This is a genomic window from Thermoplasmataceae archaeon (genome assembly GCA_038729425.1).
In the GTDB taxonomy this organism is placed as follows: domain Archaea; phylum Thermoplasmatota; class Thermoplasmata; order Thermoplasmatales; family Thermoplasmataceae; genus B-DKE.
On record JAVYSB010000005.1, the window covers coordinates 103,482 to 121,845 of the forward strand.

Here is an 18,364-nt window from a genome sequence, read left to right on the forward strand (position 1 = left end):
CATGATGATCAAGTGCTATTTTCATTGTGTATCCATTTCAAAAGGTATACAGCTAACAAGGGTTATATAATTAGTGCAACTCTTTAAATAGAAATGACAAAGGTAAAGTATTACGCAAATCTCAGACAGATAACCGGTAAAAATGATGATGAGATGGATGCAGGAGGAAAAACTGTGGAGGAGATATTGCAAGTACTTTCCTCCAAATATGGTGACAACTTCAAAAGATTGATGTTCAGCGATGGCAATATGAGAGGAAACGTCATAATCCTGGTTAACGGGCAGAATATAATTTTCAGGAATGGCATAAAAGAAAGGCTGAGGTCAGATGACCTCCTTGATATCTTTCCACCGGTTGCAGGTGGCTAATTATAATTTGTAGTAACTAAGGTGCAACTTCTCGATGGTTTCATTCTTTGGGTATCCATGTTCATCCCATCCCCTCACCTTATAGTAATCCTTAATGAGATAGTCTAAGGGAATTTTTCCGCCCCTATATGGTCCTTTCTCAAGCGGAACTTTAACAAACCTGTCAGGAAGTTTATCATCCTCAGGCTTGATTCCGGCCTTCAGGTTGAATAGTCTCTCAAGGTTCCACGTTCTCTCTGCAGCATCCATTATCTCTTCTTTTGCATAGTCAAAGCCGGTTACATCATTGATGAGGGAGAGATAATCGTCGAGGTCAAGCGCAAACGAAGGAAACTGGCAAAGGCCTGAGGAGTCCATGACTTCGGTGAAATCTTGTACGTATTTCACCAGTGCAGCCTTGCCCTCCTTCTCATTCGGCTTTGAGACTGGTTGGACTCCCAAAATCTCGTTTGAAATAGTATACGCCCTCATATGCGACCCTCCAATGTTACTCGTGGCATACTCTAGTCCCATACCGTATACGCCCCTTGGATCATAGGCAGCAATTTCCTGCCCCTTTACGCTCATTGAGACGCTCTCGTCGCCGTATTTCCTTGCAAGCCTCAGAGATCCTTCTGCAAGTTCATTGCCAAAATCCTTCCTATAAGCTAATTTGTTTGAGGCCTCAATTACGAATGACTGGCTACCGAACTTGGGTTTTGTAGGGCCAACGTCTTTTTCAGGAATCTTCCCCTTTTCATAGAGCTCCATTGCTGCAGAAAAAGTGCTTCCAGCCGTAATTGTGTCATACCCCAACCTGTCGGCGTTATCATTCGCAGCTATTATAGGATACAAATCATGAATACCTACGTTTGGACCAAGGGCCCATGTAGACTCATATTCTGGCCCTTCTGTTTCTCTTTCATTGTATCTTGATACCCTTCCACAGGCAATTGGGCAGGCGAAGCATGGAGTGTTCCTGATAAGATAAGTTGCTGCAAGAGTTTCTCCGCCGACCATGTCTGCAAGGGGGTCTTCTCCTGAATCAAGATAATTTTTGTTTCCAAAGATGCCAGACTGGTTTATTATATTGACCAACACTTCCGTTCCAGAGGATGGGAGTCCCTGGCTCGTGACAGGATTTTCCTTTATTTTCTTTAGCATTGCTGTAAGCGTGGACTTATACCTGCCGGCATGCCCTATTAGAGGCATTTTTCCAGTTGATGAGACGACTGCCTTCAGGTTCTTGGAACCCATTACAGCTCCCACACCGTTCCTGCCTGCTGCCCGATGCTTATCGTTCAATATTGAGGCATATTTTACAAGATTTTCACCCGCGGGTCCTATGCACGCAACCGAAACATTGACGCCTGTCTCTCTCTTTAACGCATCGTCAGTTTCGAACACATCTTTACCCCAGATGTGAGTAGCATCCCTTATCTCAGCCCTACCGTCGTGAACATAGATGTAGACCGGGTGTCTGGAACGCCCCTTGAATATGATCATGTCAAAGCCGGAATGTTTCAGCTTAGCGCCAAAAAACCCTCCGGAATTGCTCCTCGTGATTGTACCGGTAAGCGGGCTTTTCGTAACAGCCATGTACCTCGCAGCTGTGGGTGCACTTGTTCCTGTTAGCGGACCCGGTGCCATTATCAAGACATTCTCTGGAGATAAAGGATCCACACTGGGGTTGACCTCGTCAACAAAGTACCTTGTCGCAAGTCCCTGCCCGCCTATGTAATCTCTCGCCCATTCCATGTTTGTATCCTCAATTTTTATTGTACCATTTGTGAGGTCCACTCTAAGGAATTTTCCAGTAAAACCACCAAAGCTCATATCACACCCCGTAAATATATCCGATATCATTATATACGGCTTTTCATGGAAAAACACCACATGCCTTTTACTTTCGTTTAATCCAACTCAGTTATACTCCAGGAGCAGGCATTACTGATCAAGAAAAATACTCTTCCTTGCACCAACTCCACGGATACTGCACTCGAAAGTCATTCAGAATTGAAAAACATATTCTCCCGTCTGAGAAATCTCGAATTCATTTCCCGTTTCATAGAGACCTCAATCTCTCCGTCAAACAATGAGGAAGCTCAACTCTGAATCTCTTGTCTGCGCGTTATTTCTCCCCGCCAATGAGTCCGATAAGAAACCGGGGTGATTTAATGAAAATATATTCTCTTCACCCATTACCAAAAGTGTAGCAATCTCCCCACAGCCGTATGGACTGCTCCTGTGACTACTCCGGTATTCCTGATCAACCATGAGGATGATACAGAGAGCATTGTAAGATCAACTGCATAAAGTCGATGAGAGGAAAATGCACATTGAACGGGGTAGACGATTAAATCACAGCCGCCCCTGGGGAGAAATCTGATGAGAATCATTGATCTAATTTGTCAAAAATGATGGTTCGATTTAAAAGGTAGGAGAAGACTATTCTACAGTTCAAATCGGTCGGTAATGATCAGATTTCTATCCCAAGTTCATCAACTGCATTTTGCAATGGTTTCCCGTTTTGATCTATCCCAACTTCTTCGAGGTATTCGGTCACCATGGTTTTGTAATCCAAGGTGACACCGGATGTAGGTCCGCTCTTCAAGGGAGGATTCCCTATCATTCTGGGAGGAGGGATTATCTTTGACGGGTTAATACCTTCTCTGTAGTTGAAGAGGTGCCTTAGTACCTGAATCCGCCGTCCAATGGTCATCAGTTCCTCAGAATCAACATCCCATCCCATGATCGCTTTCAGGAGTTTTGAGTAAGGATAGCTGTTCGGCCAAACCGAAGTGGAAAACAGACACATGCCGGTTGCGTTCAGTACTTGTGCTCCATATACTGAAAGAGCCTGCATCTTTCCCTTTCCATGATATTTATATCTTTCAATTTTTCTGTTGGTAAAATCGTATTCAAAGGGCAAAGTCAACTCTCCGCCTTCGTCGAAACCGATCCCTCCGGCTGTATGCCTGCCAGGAGAGGGGTCCGCCAGATAGGTAGTCGCCAAGCTTGGAAGAAGCTTGGGATCATGCATGGGAAGATCCTGACCCTCGATGTTTACAGCATATGAACTGCTGCCTTTTCCGAATACAGATGCAGCATACTTAGTTCCCATTCCAAGTATCTTTCCTATGCCCTCTCCTCTTCCTATCATTTCTGTCAGACGCACCATTGCATCCGGGTTCCTGAATCCTATCTCAAAACCAATATCCTTTTTAGTCAGTACCCCCCTTTCGAAGCATTCATTGGCAAAAGCTATAGCGGCGCCTACCGATATAATGTCCATACCCGCCCGATTGCAGACCTCAAACGCCATAGACATTGCATCAAGATCAGAGACCAGATTGAGACCACCAAACGATCCTGTTCCTTCGTATTCAAGCCTGTGTCCGTCTATTTCACCGTATTTAGTGCTTCTCTTGACGTGCCCTCCACAAGCCAGAGTGCATTGTGAACAACCGTAAGACCGAATTTTGTCCTTCCTGATTTCTTCACCGCTTATTTTCCTTGCATTTTCCGCGCCAAAGTCATCCAGCCCCACACCGGCCCAGTTTTTTATTGGTGTGTCTCCATTGAGATGCGACGATTCCGTTGATCCGGTCGTGCCGAAAAGTTGCCATGGTCTGGCGAGATCGATGTTCTTCCTGAATAAAATCTGAATGTCTTTTATTGTTTGGGTCAGAAGCTGCGGATCAGCAGCCGGAACCTTTGTTGTACCCCTGACGAATATGCCTTTGAGCTTTTTTGATCCCATTACAGCACCGAGTCCTGATCTTCCAGCTGCCCTGCCAAAATCGTTCATAAGTGATGCAACGTTCAGCATCTTTTCTCCGGGGACGCCAATCACAAGTGCCTGCCCCTTTGGGTCGATCCTCTTCAATTCTTCCTCAGCCTGATATGCGTCTTTTCCCCAAATATGTCTGGCATCCTCTATACTGGCTTTACCATCAATTATTTTTAGAAAAACGGGTTTTTCCGAGATTCCTTGGATAAAGACAGCATCATACCTCGCGTTCTTAAGTTCCGGACCAAATTTCCCACCGCAATTTGCATCTCCCCATCCCCCAGTAATTGGTGATTTTGCGACGACTTGAAATCTCCCCCCAAGAGGCACTGCGTGGCCATTGAACACTCCTGTGGTTACCCCGAGAATATTTTCTGGCCCAAGAGGGTCAGCGTGTGGTTTCATGTCCCTGTTAAGAATGTAAGAGCCGAGGCCATATCCTGTGAGATACTTCCTGAAGATGCTTTCAGGTATTTTCTCTTCGTAAATACGCGATTTTGTAAGATCAACGCGCAGAATTTTTCCATTTACTCCTAACATGGTTCAACAATATGTCCAAAGTATAAGGCTGTTTCCTGCTTTGGTAATATATAACGTAAAAACAAATGGTTAATTCCCTTTTGGGTACAAAACGGGAAGCTTACACATTGGGGATGTGCGGAGGGCCGGATTCGAACCGGCGAACCCCTGCGGAAACAGATCTTGAGTCTGTCGCCTTTGACCTGGCTCGGCAACCTCCGCTTTTCTCACCACAATACTCCGTCACTTTATCATATTTTCCTTTCAGGGAAGGAATTATTACCCTGCTCGATTTGTGCTATTGTGGAAGTTTCTGTTGAAATCGAATTCGATGATCCGGACATGCAAAGAATCTTGCCTGCCATTTCACCAGATAATGACAATGCGTTCAAAATATCAGTAAGTGGCAGTCATGCTACAATAAATATATCGAGGATCAAGGTCTCCTCACTTTATAATGTGATTGACGACCTTATTAGAGATTTAGAAGTTGTAAAAAAAGTTGAAAGTGATATTTAATCACTGTTCGACGGCAATAGAGAGCTTTTCTGTTAGCTCTTTGTACCTGTTCCTGATGGTAACTTCAGTAACGCCTGCAACTTCAGCCACAGCCCGCTGAGTTCTTCTTTCAGCTGTCATTAGAGAAGCAATGTATATCGCAGCAGCTGCCACACCAGTCGGTCCCTTGCCTGAGGTTAGATCATTGTCTCTTGCCATCTTTAGTATCTCTGTTGCTTTTTTTCTGGCATCCATAGAAAGTTTAAGCCTACTGCAGAACCTGTTGATATAGTCGTCCGGCTTAGAAGGCATAATGTTGAGCTTCAGGTACCTGCTCATTATCCTGTATGTTCTGCCTATCTCCTTCTTCTTGACTCTCGTAACCGCTGCTATCTCCTCGAGTGTCCTTGGTACATTTGTTATCCTGCAGGCCGCATAAATGGATCCGGCAACAACTCCCTCTATGCTCCTTCCCCTGATCATGTTCTGCTTCACAGCCTTCCTGTAGATAACAGCTGCTGTCTCTCTAACATCGTTCGGTATGCTGAGGTTGGATGCCATCCTCTCGAGCTCCTGGAGCGCCTGAGACAAATTCCTCTCGGCAGCGTTTGAAACTTTAATCCTCTTCTGCCACTTTCTCAGCCTATAAAGCTGCGCCCTGTTTCTCGTCGGGATAGATTTTCCATAGGAATCTTTGTTTTTCCATGAGATATCAGTTGAAAGTCCCTTATCGTGTATGGTGAATGTCATCGGCGATCCAGATCTAGACCTGGAATCATTCTGTTCTGAGTCAAATGCCCTCCATTCCGGACCCTGGTCAATATAGCTGTCATCAATGACGATACCACAATTATTGCATACCAGCTCACCACGCTCGTAATCCCTCACAAGCTGAGTTGATCCGCATTCCGGGCACTTCGTTATTTCGTCAATTTTTCTCTTCTCTTGCTTTTCTTCTACCATTTAAATCACCCACGCACTTTACGAACAGCTCTTTTACCTCATTAGAGGAGGGAGAAACGCTGACGAGACCGTATGCCGATAAAACGGGGCCAAATACCCGTATTATCTTTCCCACCGCCTTGCCCTCGCTATCGTATACTTTTGAATTCATTTTAACGCAATCATTGAGGCGGATAGTTACCTCTTTCCCTCTCACATTGAGGATTTCACATCTTAAATCCATTATCAATTACTATATGAAATCTCAGTATTTAAACTATTCGTAAAATTATTAATAGATTTTTGAATGTTATTAAAGGATTATTACACCGAATTGTATATAGGAAAACGTACATCTATTCAAGTTTTTGACGGAAAATTAATTTTATGTAGCGACAAAAGTGAAAAAAACATTCTTTCTTGCAGAACTAATATTTTAACGGTCTAGATGCTGACCTCATAACCGAAAAGGTTTAATAGTGCCACTTATGTAGTTGAAATATCGCTTTATATTGGTGTTTACATGGCTACAAAAAATAGTGAAGAAGTTATGAAACGGTGTCCCGAGTGCCATTCGGAGCATCTGATTAGGGACTATGAAAGAGGAGAACTGGTGTGCAACGACTGTGGAATGGTAATTGAGGACTCATTGATCGACCAAGGACCTGAGTGGCGCGCTTTTGATTCCGAGCAGGATGACAGAAGGGCAAGGACGGGGTCCCCCATGACTTTCCTTAGCCATGACAAGGGGCTCGCAACCGAAATTTCCTGGTCCAATAAGGACTATTACGGAAAAAGAATACCACATAAGAATAGGGCCCAGATATATAGAGTCAGAAAATGGCACCAGAGAATCAGAGTAAGTAACGCTGCAGAAAGAAATCTATCTCTTGCTCTTCAGATGCTGAATGACAATGGCGCCAAACTCGGAATACCGAAGGATATAAAGGAAACCGCTGCATTGATTTACAGGAAAGCGGTGGAGAGAAACCTGATCAGAGGCAGAAGCATTGAAAGCATTGTTTGCGCTTCAATCTATGCTGCATGCAGAATGGTAAACCTGCCCAGAACCTTGGACGAGGTATCAAAAGCTTCAGAAGTTAACAAGAAGAAAATTGGAAAGGCATACAGGCACCTTGCTAAAGAACTCAGCCTTAATCTTAAGCCGACAACTCCATATTCTTATGTAGCACAGTTCTGCAGCAAACTTGAACTGGATAAGCAGGCCATCGTGAAAAGTGAGGAGATAGTAAGGAAATCTATTGAACTTGGAATTTCATCTGGAAAGGGTCCCACCGGCGTTGCCGCCGCCTCAATTTACATCGCCTCAGTAATGCTCGGGAAGCCCAGAACTCAGAAGGAGATCGCAAGGGTGTCTGGCGTAACTGAGGTTACAATAAGAAACAGATATAAGGAAATCAGCAAATCACTTGGAATCGTTGGACTGGATTGATAATTTAAATGAAGATATACGTCGTAGATAACGGCGGACAATGGACTCATAGGGAGTGGAGGGTGTTGCGGAACCTTGGAGCTGACGCTTCTATTGTTCCCAATGATACTCCATCAAATAAGCTGGCTGATGCCGATGGCATAGTCCTTTCTGGGGGGGCGCCAAGCATTGTTTCGGAGCTTGACAAGCTTGGTTTCGTAAAGGAATACCTCTCTGAATATGACGTCCCTGTCCTCGGAATCTGTGTTGGCGCCCAGTTCATTGCACTATATTCTGGCGGCAAAGTTGGACCTGCGGTGCATCCAGAATATGGAAAAACTGAGTTGGATCTCTTCAACAAAGGTTCAATTTTTTCAAATCTCCCCGATCATATGATAGTATGGGAAAACCATAATGATGAAGTGAAGTCTCTTAGCAGTGATTTCGTTGTATGTGCCTCCTCTGAGGGTTGTAAGATCCAGGCATTTTATCATACTTCCAGACCAATTTTTGGGGTACAGTTCCATCCGGAAGTCGATAATACAGAACACGGGGAAGATATTTTCAAAGCATTCATGAATGTCTGTGCAATCAAGAACTGAGTCTGCCAGACAAACTTATTTAATGCTATTGCCCATTTAGTCATGGATGCTAACCGAGATCAGTGAACTTACAGGGATGAAGGTATACTCCGACAAGGGAAAATACATTGGACCAGTTGATGATGTCATCGTTGATCTCGACAGGCAGTGTATTCATGGCCTGTATATCGAGAGCCCTAACTCACAGCTGGTAGAAAACGGAGCGCCAATTTCTATTCCCTACAGATGGATAAAGGCTGTTGGCGAGATCATCCTTCTGAAAAGATTCCCTGCCTTTGTAAAACAACCGGATGAGAAGGAATAATCATTTGTACAAGAAGAAACCTTCATCTCCTACCTTATTTACGTAGCCGTATCTTTCAAACTGAGATATTCCTTCATAATCCAGGGCAAGTGGTTCGAGAAGACCTTTGTCCACGTCCCCATTAGGAAGCAGGACATTAAAGCGTTCTGAATCAGAGGGACACCAGTGTATTATCTTCAACGGATTCTCCTTGGATACTGGTCTGTCGTGAGATTCTGACTTACTGCCATGCTTTGTTACGGCGCAAAGGTCTTTCAGCCTTACGTCGTCACCGTCCTTCACAGTTTCCCAGTCAATCCGCTGTACGAATATAGTGAATTCCGTTCCAAGGCTGTATGATCTGTATCCCATTTCCGTGTGTCCGGGATGATAAGGAGCCCTGCTCTCCAGCGGTTTGTGTGAATGAACCTTTATCTCAACGGGGTCTTTGACGAACCAGAATCTTTTCGCGATAGGATCAATGATGTCCTTGTTCATTGCATTGAATATTTCCCATGAAAAGTCTGCGTCTATCTCTCTTAGCCCGGATTCAATCCAGTATCGCCTTATCGCGGCCGGAGAATATCCCCTTTTCTTCATTGTTAAAAGAGTTCCAAGTCTGATATCGTCCCAGCCGGAGAATTCCCCATTCTTGATTCCCTTCTTTATAGTTGACGTCTTCAATATGGTGTTGGGGATGGTTATGAGTCCATAGTGGTAATATACCGGTATTTTCCAATTATTGTAAATGTAGATGTATTTCTGCTTTTCCGTGTTGTTAAGGTGGTCTTTTCCCCTTATTACATGTGTGAGGCCCAGGAGATGATCGTCTATGGCCACTGAAAAATTCATCATCGGATAAGCATGATATTGCTTTCCAAACCGAGCATGATCGCCATCAACAACCCTGAAAGCTATCCAGTCCCGGATTGAGGGATTTGGGTGTTTAAGGTCTGTCTTTATCACCAGCGTCGCCGTTCCGGGTTCATAGTCACCCCTGATCATTCCTTCAAATTCTGCAAGGTTGTTAGCAACTGTATTAGATCTGTGTTGGCAGGCAGATCCACTCAGTTTCAGTTGCTTGAAGTCGTTCTGTTTGCAGTGGCATACATATGCATGACCACCCAGTATCAGTTTACGCGCCTCTTCATAATAAATTTCAAACCTATCTGATTGAATTAAGGTATCGGTAACATTGACGCCAAGCCACTCCAGATCCTTGGGAATTTGAGTGTACGCAAATGGATCAATGTTGTTAGGATTCGTATCCTCAATTCTGAGTATCAGTTTTCCGCCATATCTCTTCACATACTCATCGTTGAGTATGGCCATCCTTGAATGTCCAATGTGGAGGGGACCAGACGCAGATGGCGCCATACGCATGACAACTGTTCCATTGACGTTTTCCAGATCAACAAGCCTGTGTTCCTGAACCTTCTTCTCCCTTACAAGAAATTCTGGGAATTCCCTTGAGACAATCTCGTTAAGGGAGTCCTTTGAGATTGAGTTTACAGCTTCAACCTGATCCTTGATCTTTGCAGTGAGTCCAGCAACATCCGATCTTGCTTCCGGAAACATACCCATAATTTTTCCGATTATTGATTTCGGATCGGCCTTTCCATCATGCTGAAAGGCATTTCTAATTATCTGTTTCCTTATTTCGTCATCGAGCGACATTAACTGAATCCCTCAGTACGATTTCCATCTCCGATAACAGATCCTTTATTCCCGATCTATCATCGATGGATATGCAGATATTTTCTCTTCTTTCCTGTGAAATATCAACCTTGCTTTGTACCCTTATTATTTTCTTACGGAACATCCTGGCGATCTCCCCGTAAAGGTTTTCCTGCTGTTCGACAGAATATCCAGAACTACCGGAATAATCTATGAGGAATATGATGCAACTGTCTATCTTCTGCAGAGCCAGAATGGCCTTTCTTTCCATCTCGTTCCGTTCTGACATCTGCCTGTCCAAGATTCCCGGGGTATCTATTATCTGCACCCTGTAGTATCCAATATCAGTGTAGCCTATATGAATGGACTGCGTGGTGAAGGGGTAAGGGGCGACGGTAGGTTTGGATGTTGTAAGAACACCGAGAAGTGAGCTTTTTCCCACATTCGGCATACCTGCAATAATAAAAGTGTCGAGATCCGTTTCTATCTCGGGCACCTTTCTCATGTAATCTCTGCACTGGGACAGAAATTCAAGGTCACCGGATATATTCTTTATAAGGGATGAAAAACGGCCGTAGTATTCTTTCATTATCGGATTCATTAAAGACCTGTCCCGCTGATTTTTAAGGCGTCTGATGTAATCGGTACTCAGGATAGTGATTCTCTCTGACGTCCACTGGATTTTCCCCAGCGATAGTTTGTATTTGTCCACGTCGAACATCAGATCAAGCAGACCGTAATAGAAAGGATGAAGTTTCTCAGTGGAAGGAAATTTCTTCACAAGGCGGTCAAAATGAGAGCAGGCCACGCCTTCAATGGTCGATATCTTGTCGATAAGCTCCTTCCTGATCTTGTCAGCGATGTCCGGGTGGTAAGGTTCCTCAATCTTCGCCGCCTTCGAAAAGGCCTTGTTAATTATTTCCTGGCTTTTCAGTACTGTCGGAATTTTATTGAACATTTTCTTTCTTCACTTAGATGTACTTTAGCTGGTGCACTCAATCGATCTGTTTAATGGTATCCTCAATCTTCTTTTTCATTTCTTCTGACATTTCATAAATATTATGGGCATATCTCGAGTGAATCCTGATCCTGGGCATCAGATCCTCGCGAGAATGCGCGGTGAATTCAAAGCCGCAGTCGTATCCTATATCCCTGCACTTGTACTGAAAGGTAGCCATGGGTTTGTATATCCATGAGATATAAAACACCTACCTTTTCAGGAGTTCAATCCGGTGGAATGTCCAAGAAAAACTATTAGACTGAAGTGCATTATAAATCATGCACACGGAAGATCACAGAAACATTTCCTGCGGGGGTGACCCTTTCAACTACCTGAAGAGCGTTCTAAAGGGCTTATATTTTGACCTTGCGCCCGGGGAAGATGCCACCGTACTCGTAATGAAGGAGAAATTTCCGTACAACAGGGACATTTTTGAGAATTTGTCCAGAAACCTGCGCCTGAAACTGGTTGGAATGAAGGAAGAGAATGGAGAATTAGAACTTCGGCTCCACAGGGATTCTTAAGTGAAACTGATAATATGCTAATAACTTGCCTTAAATGTGGAGCTAAGAGGAAAGCATACGAACTCCGCTGCTCAGAGTGTAATGGACCATTCACTATGGTTCCAGATTTCAAGTATCGGGATGTGAAATCCAATTACCCTTACGTCAAACGCTTCGTTACCCTTGGTGAGGTTGTGACTCCTATCGTTGATTATAACGAGTTTTCCGTTAAACTTGAATATTTCTCTCCCACGTTTTCTTACAAAGATCGGGGGTCCAGAACGCTTGTTTCTTCCCTTCTGGAGAGAACTCCCAACCCCGGGAACGTGTATCTGAATGAGGATTCATCGGGAAATGCCGGGGCATCAATAGCAGCTTACGGATCCAGAGCTGGATTCAGGGTAAACATTTTCGTTCCGGAGACGACAATGGCGAGCAAGATTTCACAGATAAGATCCTATGGTGCCGCCATCATGAAAATAGCTGGAGGCAGAGAACGAGTAGCTGAAGCTGCTGAAAACAGCCCTGGAATTTATGGGAGCCACGTTCTGAACCCGGAATTCAGAGACGGAATCAGGGAAATCGCTTACGAAATCTTCAGGCAAACCGAAGGCAAGCTACCGGATAATATATTCCTGCCAGTTTCTGCTGGCACCCTCCTTCTCGGGATCTTCAACGGGTTCAAGCACCTTCTAGATAGCGGTGAAATCGAAGCCGTTCCGAAAATCGTTGCTGTACAGACAAGATCAGTCAACCCCCTCTGTTCAAAACTCGAAGGAGTAAGATATGATCCTGAAGCTGTAGGCGAATCCATCGCTGATGCTTTGGTTTCCAGAAGGCCTGTGCTGCTTGACGAAATGACACGTGTGGTGCAGAAGTATGGCCAGTGCATCACAGTAAATGAAGAGTCTATCCTTGATGCGAGAAACAGGTTATCTAGAAAGGGAATGTACACAGAGTACAGTTCAGCCACTACCCTGGCAGCATTTTTATCAAGGAAATTTGAAGGCAGGAGTTTACTGATACTAACCGGAAATGGGCTGAAAACTCCCTGAAACTACATTACATCGATTCTTTTTCTTATTCTTTCCTTAGTTGCGCATGATCCTCAATTATTTTTCCGTTTATTTTCAATGAATATGTAACTTTTGCTCCCCCTCTTCTTACAAGTATGGAAACGGAGCAATATTTGCTGAGGGAGAGAGATACTGCCTTTCTCGCGGCATCTTCGGAAACATCCCCTGTAAGTTCATAACCAATGTTGACACTCTTCAGAGTTTTCGGGATCTCTTCCTCGCGCTCTGCGTTGAGCGTACACTGGTAATCATTAACCGTCTGCTTCATCTTTGAGAGTATTGAAAGTACATCATCACTCGTGCATGAACCGATGGATAATACAAGCAGCTCTGTAGGGGTAAAGTTCTCAGTGTTTTTTGAAAGAGAGTTCTTGAGTCTCAGTGGTTCCTTACCTTCAACGTTCGTCAGGAAGCCTCTCTCACTTTCAGACTTGAATGATAGGATCATGGTGGGGCAGTGTTTCACCGTTAAAAAATATGATCTATCGTTAATCCCGGTTTCTTCAGTACCATAATATGCGAAATCCTGAAATTATTTGTTCTGGATGAAACCGCTTTGTAGCTGCGAAGAAAATTCATGCCGACCGTGTAAAACATATAGAGCTACACAGCAAATTACATTACGACATACATGAAGGAAGTGGCACCACGGAAGGATAATGCTGTATCACCTATAATAGCAACAATTCTGCTGATAGCAATAACAGTGACACTGGCTTCAACACTCTATTCGATCGTTGGAGGGTACTTCTCGAACACCCCAACACTTACCCCAAACGCGACCATTTCTGTTTTGAACAAGACAACAGTGCAAGCAAATGGAACTGGAACAGGAGAATACCAGGTCTATGTTGAATCAATCTCAGGGAATCTCTCATTGAACAGTGTAAAAATGATGATTACATTCAACACAGGAAACATTTCGACGTTATCAATCAATGATATAGGACCCGCGGGAACCCAATTGTACAGCGGCATAACTGTGACCATGATTAAACAGGGACCTGATTTCTCCCCGCTCGATTTCATATCGGTCAATGAACAGTACGCGAACCAGTTTGTCCAGAGAATTTCCTTTATAGATACAGCAACCAGCGGGGTTATTGGAACAGCATACCCCCAATAATCCTTCCTTTTTTTGACGTAATCACAGCAGGATGATGCATGATGTAATACCTAAAGGATCTAGAAATATTTCTCCAAGCATATTAGCAATTTTAGCGGGCTCGGAGGGATTTGGACCCTCGATCACCGACTTAGAAGGACGGTGCCTTATCCAAACTAGGCCACGAGCCCACAGGCTAGTTATCCCTCGGAAAACTTAATACTTTCGAGTGCTGAGTCAGAAAGTATATTTTCAGTAAGTATCATTCTGGATCAAGCAAAGAAGCGGAGAATTTACCCATATGAATTTATTGGGAAGGTTTAAGCAAGATAAGTCGATTGGTTTTCTGATGTATAAGGTAAGAGTCTCAATCCTTGACAGTGACCTCAGAAAATACCTCGTCGCAATGAAACCGGAGGAAGATCGTGACATCGGAAGGGGAAAAATGAGATTTGTTACCGAGAATGGTGAATCCTATGTTTATATAGAAGCACCTGATTCTGTTGCATTGAGAGCAAACATCAGCTCCATAACCAGATGGCTGGTTATGATAGACAAAATAGTCAGGGAGGTGAATTAATTGGAGCCTAATTTAAGCGCTTATCTGCAAAATCAGATAAAGCAAGCACAACAACTGGAAGGACAGATAGAACAGATTGCCAGCCAGAAGTATCAGCTTGACATAAGGATCAAGGAACTGGATAAGACAATTAAGGAGCTTGAAGAAATATCCGACGGAACTAAGGTTTTCAAAAGTGTGGGACCGGTTCTTTATGAGGTGGAGAGCCGCAAGAAATTGATTGACGAACTTTCTGAGCAAAAGGAGCTCAGCGAAATCAGAGTCAAAACGCTCGAGAAGCAGCAATCTTCCCTCGAAGAGAAATACAAGGAGCTTGAGGAAATACTCAAGAAAAAATACGATGAGGCCAGAAAAGGGGCAAAGTGAGTCAAAACCCCCTCAGGATGAAAAGCCAAGCAGGTCAATACCATTGGACAAGGCGGGAATTCTCAACTATAAGCTTCCTCTCAAGCTGATCTGGAACGATATACTTCAGGAAACGATAGCTACAGTATCAGCGGATGTCGAGGTGCCAAAGGAAAGAAGGGGAGCGCACTTTTCAAAAATTCTTTCGTCGATGATCCTTGGATTTGGGAATCCGGGAGGAGACATAATTGATATGGTTCACAGGACGGCAAGCAATATTCTCCAGGAGAACCCTTATTCCAGTAAAACTACGGTGAAGCTAGAAACAACCTACTTAATGCCACATGTGGCTGTATCAGGATTAGTTAGCCACATTCCATACAATTTTGAATTCTCAACCCTGATCTACAGAAGCGGAACGTGTACTGACAGTGTTACGCTGGAAACTACCGCAATGACTGCATGCCCTTGCACCATGGAAGGCACTAGAAGGATACTTTCGGAACGTTATCCAGAATATTCCGTATTTATTCAGAAAGTCCCGATAATAACGCATAGCCAGAGGAACAGGTTGAGGGTTTCCATTCGAACAAGCGAAAAATGCGGTATTAATCCACTGGCACTGATAAAGTCTGTGGAGTCTGTTACCGGTGGCCCTTTGATCAGTGTTTTGCCAAAGCGAGATTCGGATGAGTTTGTTGTAAAAGTGCACGAAAACCCATATTTCGTGGAAGATTTGGTTAGAGAGATTGCATATACCCTGGGCAATGATTTAAAGGGAATTCCTGGAAATGCTCTATTATTAATTTCATCCCGCAGTGAGGAGAGCCTGCACAACCACGATGCCTATGCCGAGCTTGAACTCACAATGGACGAAATAAAAGAAAAATCACGGAAGAAGTAAACTATTACCATGCCCCGGATATATCGTCACTCCGTGGAACCCCATTATTTTTGCTTTGGATCTCTCTGCATCTTCCAAGTTCAGCGTAAACGCCTTGTTCAAGGTGATTTCTTTCCCTTTGGTGACTAAAGCGTCTCCCACGAAGAGTGCCTTAAAATCTGGAAAAAAATAGGAAGTGCTGGCCGGTGTATGACCTTTTGTGTCAATTACCTGTACGCCCGGAAGATTGAGTTTGGAGACCAGGTTCAGGTCAGAAACCGGCTTCGATTTCAGGAGAGAGGACACAAGTTTTGCGGCGAAACCTGGTGCAGGAGTCATTCTAGAATTTCCGGCGACGACATCCAATTCTTCATCGGGTACATATATCTGCGGGTGAAACTCTTCAGAAACCAGTAAGAGGCCGCCCACATGATCAGGGTGATAGTGTGTTATCAGTACAATTTCTGGGTTAACGCCAAGGTTCCTGTAAAATTCCACAATTTTTCTGCCTGAACTCTTCATCCCCGCATCGATAAGGATGCCTTTGCCATTCAGGTTCACAGAATAGCAGTTCGCCATTGTCCCGTCTATCAGTTCGATGTTTTCCGTGAGTTTCATACTGATTTCGCCTAGCTTTTAATCTCTTTCAGCCTCTTTACCATCTTAACAACGCCCTGGACTGCGTCCTTTGCCATTTCAATCCTCGCCTGCGCCTGGAGTCTTGTTTCACCGGGACCAGAAATGCCGAGCGCGACCGGCTTGGAGAACTCAATCATTAGGTCCTCGATCTTCCTCCCGGCATTCTGCATGATAATTTCGTCATGTTCCGTCTCCCCTTTTATAACTGCTCCCAAAGTTACAACGCCTTCAATATCCTTGAGCTGCAGTAGCGTCTTGACACCCAGTGGAATGTCAAAGGTTCCAGGAACCTTAAGGACGTTCACGACATCAACCCCCAGAAATTTGGCTTCCACGATTGCCCGCTCCAGCATCATGCTGGTTATATCGAAATTATATTCTGATACAACAATTCCTATTTTCATGATATCACCTAATGTCTCAATCCACCTTTACTGCTACCATCGACCGGTCCGACATCTTTGAATCCCTGTCTCAACCCTTGTCCTGCATCTTCAGTAAGTTTTTCAGGATCAAAAAGCAGTAGATAGGCATTCCGGGCGTGTTCTCTCGACCTGCTGTCACACAACCATGCAAGCTCCCTGGAATCAGCAGCTTCATCTTCATGGACAAATACCTCGATAATATGTTTTCCCTGATTCACCTGAACCCACATGAGGCCCATGGACGCTACCTGCGCAGAAATCTTGTCCACAGGTTTCGATCCTGGCATTCCACAGGCGACAACGATATCACAACCCCTTGAGAAAAGGACTGCAGATGCTACAGGTAGATCCTTTATTCCCGGAACAGTATATCTAAGTATTCTAAAACCTGTCCCAATCTGATTCAGCTCGCTAATGACAGATGCACCCATGTTGAACCTTGCAAACGTGGTATCGGCAACGCCTATGATCTTCATATTCTATTTTCTATCTCCTCGAGCAGTTTCTGCCTCACCTGTGAAGAACTGTGCATATTCCCGGACTCAGATTTCGATATTCTTTCCACCCGTACCCTCATACCGAGCTCCGAGCACTTCTTAACGATTTTATCTGCATCGAATCTCTGGTCGAATCCTAGCGTTATAATGTCCGGCCGGACATCAAGAACGGTCTGGAAAATATCTCCTTCGTGACCAAGCATTGCCCGGTCGACAGGTTTCAGTTCTGAGACCAGTTTGAGCCTCGTTTCTTCAGAGAATATGGGGCTTTTGCCATTTCTAGCCGCGGTAGAATCCCTAGCAACTACCACGAACAGTTCATCACCCAACTTCCTTGATTCCTTCAAGAAGTGAATGTGCCCCAGATGGATTATATCGAACACTCCCGTAGCCATTACCCTGGTCATTAAACCACGATGCAATGATGTCTTTTCCCTCTATAAAACTTAGCGAGTGTTCACCAGCAAAAATCATTGCTTCCTCTTTGGTCATGGATCTGCCAGAGTCGCTGAGCATTTCCACAATGGTCGCAGAAGGTATTAATCCGGCTCTTTCAACCATGTAGGTACTGAGTTCGGTATGTCCCCTTCTCTGACTAAAATAGTTGTTTCTGGCTATGATAAGGATCACATGCCCGGGTGCACGGAACGATTTTGCAAATTCCTCCATTGGTTCTTTGATCTTCCATGAATCGTTTATGAATTTTGCAAGAGAAGTTATTGTTATGGATCTGTCTGTGTCTGAAACGCCGGTAAAAGTCGACCTGTGGTTAATAGTGAGGCTAAAGGAACTGTTTCTATCATATTTCATGTCATCAGACCTTGTTATGGACGAATTCTTGCCATACTGGTTTCTTAGAATATCCTCAAGATAAAGCATTCCGAGCCTATCGGCAAAATCCTGTTTTACGGTTGTACATATGAGTCCACCACCATATTTTCTCATGAATCGTACAACTTCAGGGGTGACATACTGAGACGGAAAAACGATATCGGTTTCGCGTTCCCTGTTCTCGGCATCAAAGATGAGTATGGGTTTACCGGAGGCAAGATCTTTAAGTGCATTTTCCATTGTACCACGTTCTTTCTACCATTCCCGCAAATGTAATAAAGTTTTGGGTAATTACTCATAATTGAGTCAGTGCAATCCCATCTTAAAAGGCTTTAAAAGGATATGCGTTACAGCGTCACTTGATACTCAGGACTTTCAAAAAGGAT

The 18,364-nt window shown here is 44.1% G+C and carries 24 protein-coding genes and 2 tRNA genes; 11 read left to right on the plus strand and 15 right to left on the minus strand.

Annotated features, from left to right (window positions below):
* Window positions 1–93: 93 nt before the first annotated feature.
* Entirely contained in the window at window positions 94–369 is a 276-nt protein-coding gene (locus QW597_05890; protein ID MEM0156111.1) for a ubiquitin-like small modifier protein 1, read from the plus strand.
* On the opposite strand, the gene QW597_05895 is transcribed toward QW597_05890, so the two are convergent.
* From QW597_05895 to QW597_05905, 3 genes are all read right to left on the minus strand, one after another.
* Window positions 370–2,184 carry an aldehyde ferredoxin oxidoreductase family protein gene (locus QW597_05895; GenBank protein MEM0156112.1) on the minus strand — a complete coding sequence of 605 codons (1,815 nt, stop codon included), beginning with the start codon at window positions 2,182–2,184 and terminating at the stop codon, window positions 370–372. It lies immediately after the preceding gene.
* 643 nt (window positions 2,185–2,827) lie between these two features.
* The gene (locus tag QW597_05900) at window positions 2,828–4,681 is read right to left on the minus strand and encodes an aldehyde ferredoxin oxidoreductase family protein (protein ID MEM0156113.1); all 1,854 of its coding nucleotides are present in this window, start codon (window positions 4,679–4,681) and stop codon (window positions 2,828–2,830) included.
* A gap of 116 nt (window positions 4,682–4,797) precedes the next feature.
* A tRNA-Leu gene (locus tag QW597_05905) sits at window positions 4,798–4,882 on the minus strand.
* An 81-nt stretch (window positions 4,883–4,963) separates the two neighbouring features.
* Here QW597_05905 and QW597_05910 point away from each other — a divergent pair.
* Window positions 4,964–5,179: a KEOPS complex subunit Pcc1 gene (locus QW597_05910; GenBank protein ID MEM0156114.1), complete on the plus strand. Its 216-nt coding sequence runs from the start codon at window positions 4,964–4,966 to the stop codon at window positions 5,177–5,179.
* On the opposite strand, the gene QW597_05915 is transcribed toward QW597_05910, so the two are convergent.
* Window positions 5,180–6,121: a transcription initiation factor IIB gene (locus tag QW597_05915; GenBank protein ID MEM0156115.1), complete on the minus strand. Its 942-nt coding sequence runs from the start codon at window positions 6,119–6,121 to the stop codon at window positions 5,180–5,182.
* Complete coding sequence (locus tag QW597_05920) at window positions 6,087–6,344, minus strand: hypothetical protein (protein MEM0156116.1); 258 nt, start codon at window positions 6,342–6,344, stop codon at window positions 6,087–6,089. Before QW597_05920 ends, QW597_05915 begins: the two co-directional genes overlap by 35 nt.
* A gap of 279 nt (window positions 6,345–6,623) precedes the next feature.
* On the opposite strand from QW597_05920, the gene QW597_05925 reads away from it, so the two are divergent.
* The 3 genes from QW597_05925 to QW597_05935 are packed head-to-tail and all read left to right on the plus strand — an operon-like array spanning window position 6,624 to window position 8,438.
* A complete protein-coding gene (locus tag QW597_05925) occupies window positions 6,624–7,553 on the plus strand; it encodes a transcription initiation factor IIB (GenBank protein MEM0156117.1) in 930 nt (309 codons plus the stop codon).
* A gap of 8 nt (window positions 7,554–7,561) precedes the next feature.
* Window positions 7,562–8,134, plus strand: coding sequence for a GMP synthase subunit A (locus QW597_05930; GenBank protein MEM0156118.1), 573 nt, complete (start codon window positions 7,562–7,564; stop codon window positions 8,132–8,134).
* A gap of 46 nt (window positions 8,135–8,180) precedes the next feature.
* Window positions 8,181–8,438, plus strand: a complete 258-nt coding sequence (locus tag QW597_05935) for a PRC-barrel domain-containing protein (GenBank protein MEM0156119.1) — start codon at window positions 8,181–8,183, stop codon at window positions 8,436–8,438.
* Here QW597_05935 and QW597_05940 read toward each other — a convergent pair whose 3' ends face one another.
* Genes QW597_05940 through QW597_05950 form a run of 3 tightly spaced genes read right to left on the minus strand, consistent with a single transcriptional unit; the run spans window position 8,439 to window position 11,272 of the window.
* On the minus strand, window positions 8,439–10,094 hold the full coding sequence (locus QW597_05940; GenBank protein ID MEM0156120.1) for a glutamate--tRNA ligase: 1,656 nt from the start codon (window positions 10,092–10,094) through the stop codon (window positions 8,439–8,441).
* Window positions 10,081–11,052, minus strand: coding sequence for an NOG1 family protein (locus QW597_05945; protein ID MEM0156121.1), 972 nt, complete (start codon window positions 11,050–11,052; stop codon window positions 10,081–10,083). The genes QW597_05940 and QW597_05945 overlap by 14 nt, the downstream gene beginning before the upstream one ends.
* Window positions 11,053–11,089: 37 nt before the next feature.
* Window positions 11,090–11,272, minus strand: coding sequence for a DUF1059 domain-containing protein (locus QW597_05950; GenBank protein MEM0156122.1), 183 nt, complete (start codon window positions 11,270–11,272; stop codon window positions 11,090–11,092).
* Between the two features lie 100 nt (window positions 11,273–11,372).
* On the opposite strand from QW597_05950, the gene QW597_05955 reads away from it, so the two are divergent.
* Window positions 11,373–11,618, plus strand: coding sequence for a hypothetical protein (locus QW597_05955; protein ID MEM0156123.1), 246 nt, complete (start codon window positions 11,373–11,375; stop codon window positions 11,616–11,618).
* 14 nt (window positions 11,619–11,632) lie between these two features.
* The gene (locus tag QW597_05960; protein ID MEM0156124.1) at window positions 11,633–12,652 is read left to right on the plus strand and encodes a pyridoxal-phosphate dependent enzyme; all 1,020 of its coding nucleotides are present in this window, start codon (window positions 11,633–11,635) and stop codon (window positions 12,650–12,652) included.
* A gap of 25 nt (window positions 12,653–12,677) precedes the next feature.
* Here the strand turns inward: QW597_05960 and QW597_05965 are convergent, their stop codons facing one another.
* Window positions 12,678–13,121, minus strand: a complete 444-nt coding sequence (locus QW597_05965) for an OsmC family protein (GenBank protein MEM0156125.1) — start codon at window positions 13,119–13,121, stop codon at window positions 12,678–12,680.
* A 183-nt stretch (window positions 13,122–13,304) separates the two neighbouring features.
* Between QW597_05965 and QW597_05970 the strand changes: the two genes are divergently transcribed.
* Window positions 13,305–13,799 (plus strand): type IV pilin, encoded by a 495-nt coding sequence (locus tag QW597_05970; GenBank protein MEM0156126.1) that lies wholly within the window; start codon window positions 13,305–13,307, stop codon window positions 13,797–13,799.
* Between the two features lie 95 nt (window positions 13,800–13,894).
* Here QW597_05970 and QW597_05975 read toward each other — a convergent pair.
* Window positions 13,895–13,969: transfer RNA gene (locus tag QW597_05975), tRNA-Arg, on the minus strand.
* Window positions 13,970–14,127: 158 nt separating this feature from the next.
* Between QW597_05975 and QW597_05980 the strand changes: the two genes are divergently transcribed.
* From QW597_05980 to QW597_05990, 3 genes are read left to right on the plus strand one after another with little or no spacing between them, the layout of a single operon-like run.
* Window positions 14,128–14,358, plus strand: coding sequence for a KEOPS complex subunit Pcc1 (locus QW597_05980; GenBank protein MEM0156127.1), 231 nt, complete (start codon window positions 14,128–14,130; stop codon window positions 14,356–14,358).
* Window positions 14,359–14,724 (plus strand): prefoldin subunit beta, encoded by a 366-nt coding sequence (locus QW597_05985; protein ID MEM0156128.1) that lies wholly within the window; start codon window positions 14,359–14,361, stop codon window positions 14,722–14,724. It begins immediately after the preceding gene.
* Window positions 14,699–15,607 (plus strand): GTP cyclohydrolase, FolE2/MptA family, encoded by a 909-nt coding sequence (locus QW597_05990; GenBank protein ID MEM0156129.1) that lies wholly within the window; start codon window positions 14,699–14,701, stop codon window positions 15,605–15,607. The genes QW597_05985 and QW597_05990 overlap by 26 nt, the downstream gene beginning before the upstream one ends.
* Here QW597_05990 and QW597_05995 read toward each other — a convergent pair.
* Genes QW597_05995 through ribB form a run of 5 tightly spaced genes read right to left on the minus strand, consistent with a single transcriptional unit; the run spans window position 15,593 to window position 18,218 of the window.
* A complete protein-coding gene (locus tag QW597_05995) occupies window positions 15,593–16,204 on the minus strand; it encodes an MBL fold metallo-hydrolase (GenBank protein ID MEM0156130.1) in 612 nt (203 codons plus the stop codon). The two genes, QW597_05990 and QW597_05995, sit on opposite strands and share 15 nt — an antisense overlap.
* Before the next feature lie 11 nt (window positions 16,205–16,215).
* A complete protein-coding gene (ribH, locus tag QW597_06000; protein MEM0156131.1) occupies window positions 16,216–16,629 on the minus strand; it encodes a 6,7-dimethyl-8-ribityllumazine synthase in 414 nt (137 codons plus the stop codon).
* Between the two features lie 8 nt (window positions 16,630–16,637).
* Window positions 16,638–17,126 carry a riboflavin synthase gene (gene ribC, locus QW597_06005; protein MEM0156132.1) on the minus strand — a complete coding sequence of 163 codons (489 nt, stop codon included), beginning with the start codon at window positions 17,124–17,126 and terminating at the stop codon, window positions 16,638–16,640.
* Window positions 17,123–17,494, minus strand: a complete 372-nt coding sequence (locus QW597_06010) for an FAD synthase (GenBank protein ID MEM0156133.1) — start codon at window positions 17,492–17,494, stop codon at window positions 17,123–17,125. The genes ribC and QW597_06010 overlap by 4 nt, the downstream gene beginning before the upstream one ends.
* A complete protein-coding gene (gene ribB / locus QW597_06015; protein MEM0156134.1) occupies window positions 17,469–18,218 on the minus strand; it encodes a 3,4-dihydroxy-2-butanone-4-phosphate synthase in 750 nt (249 codons plus the stop codon). The genes QW597_06010 and ribB overlap by 26 nt, the downstream gene beginning before the upstream one ends.
* Window positions 18,219–18,364 lie beyond the last annotated feature (146 nt).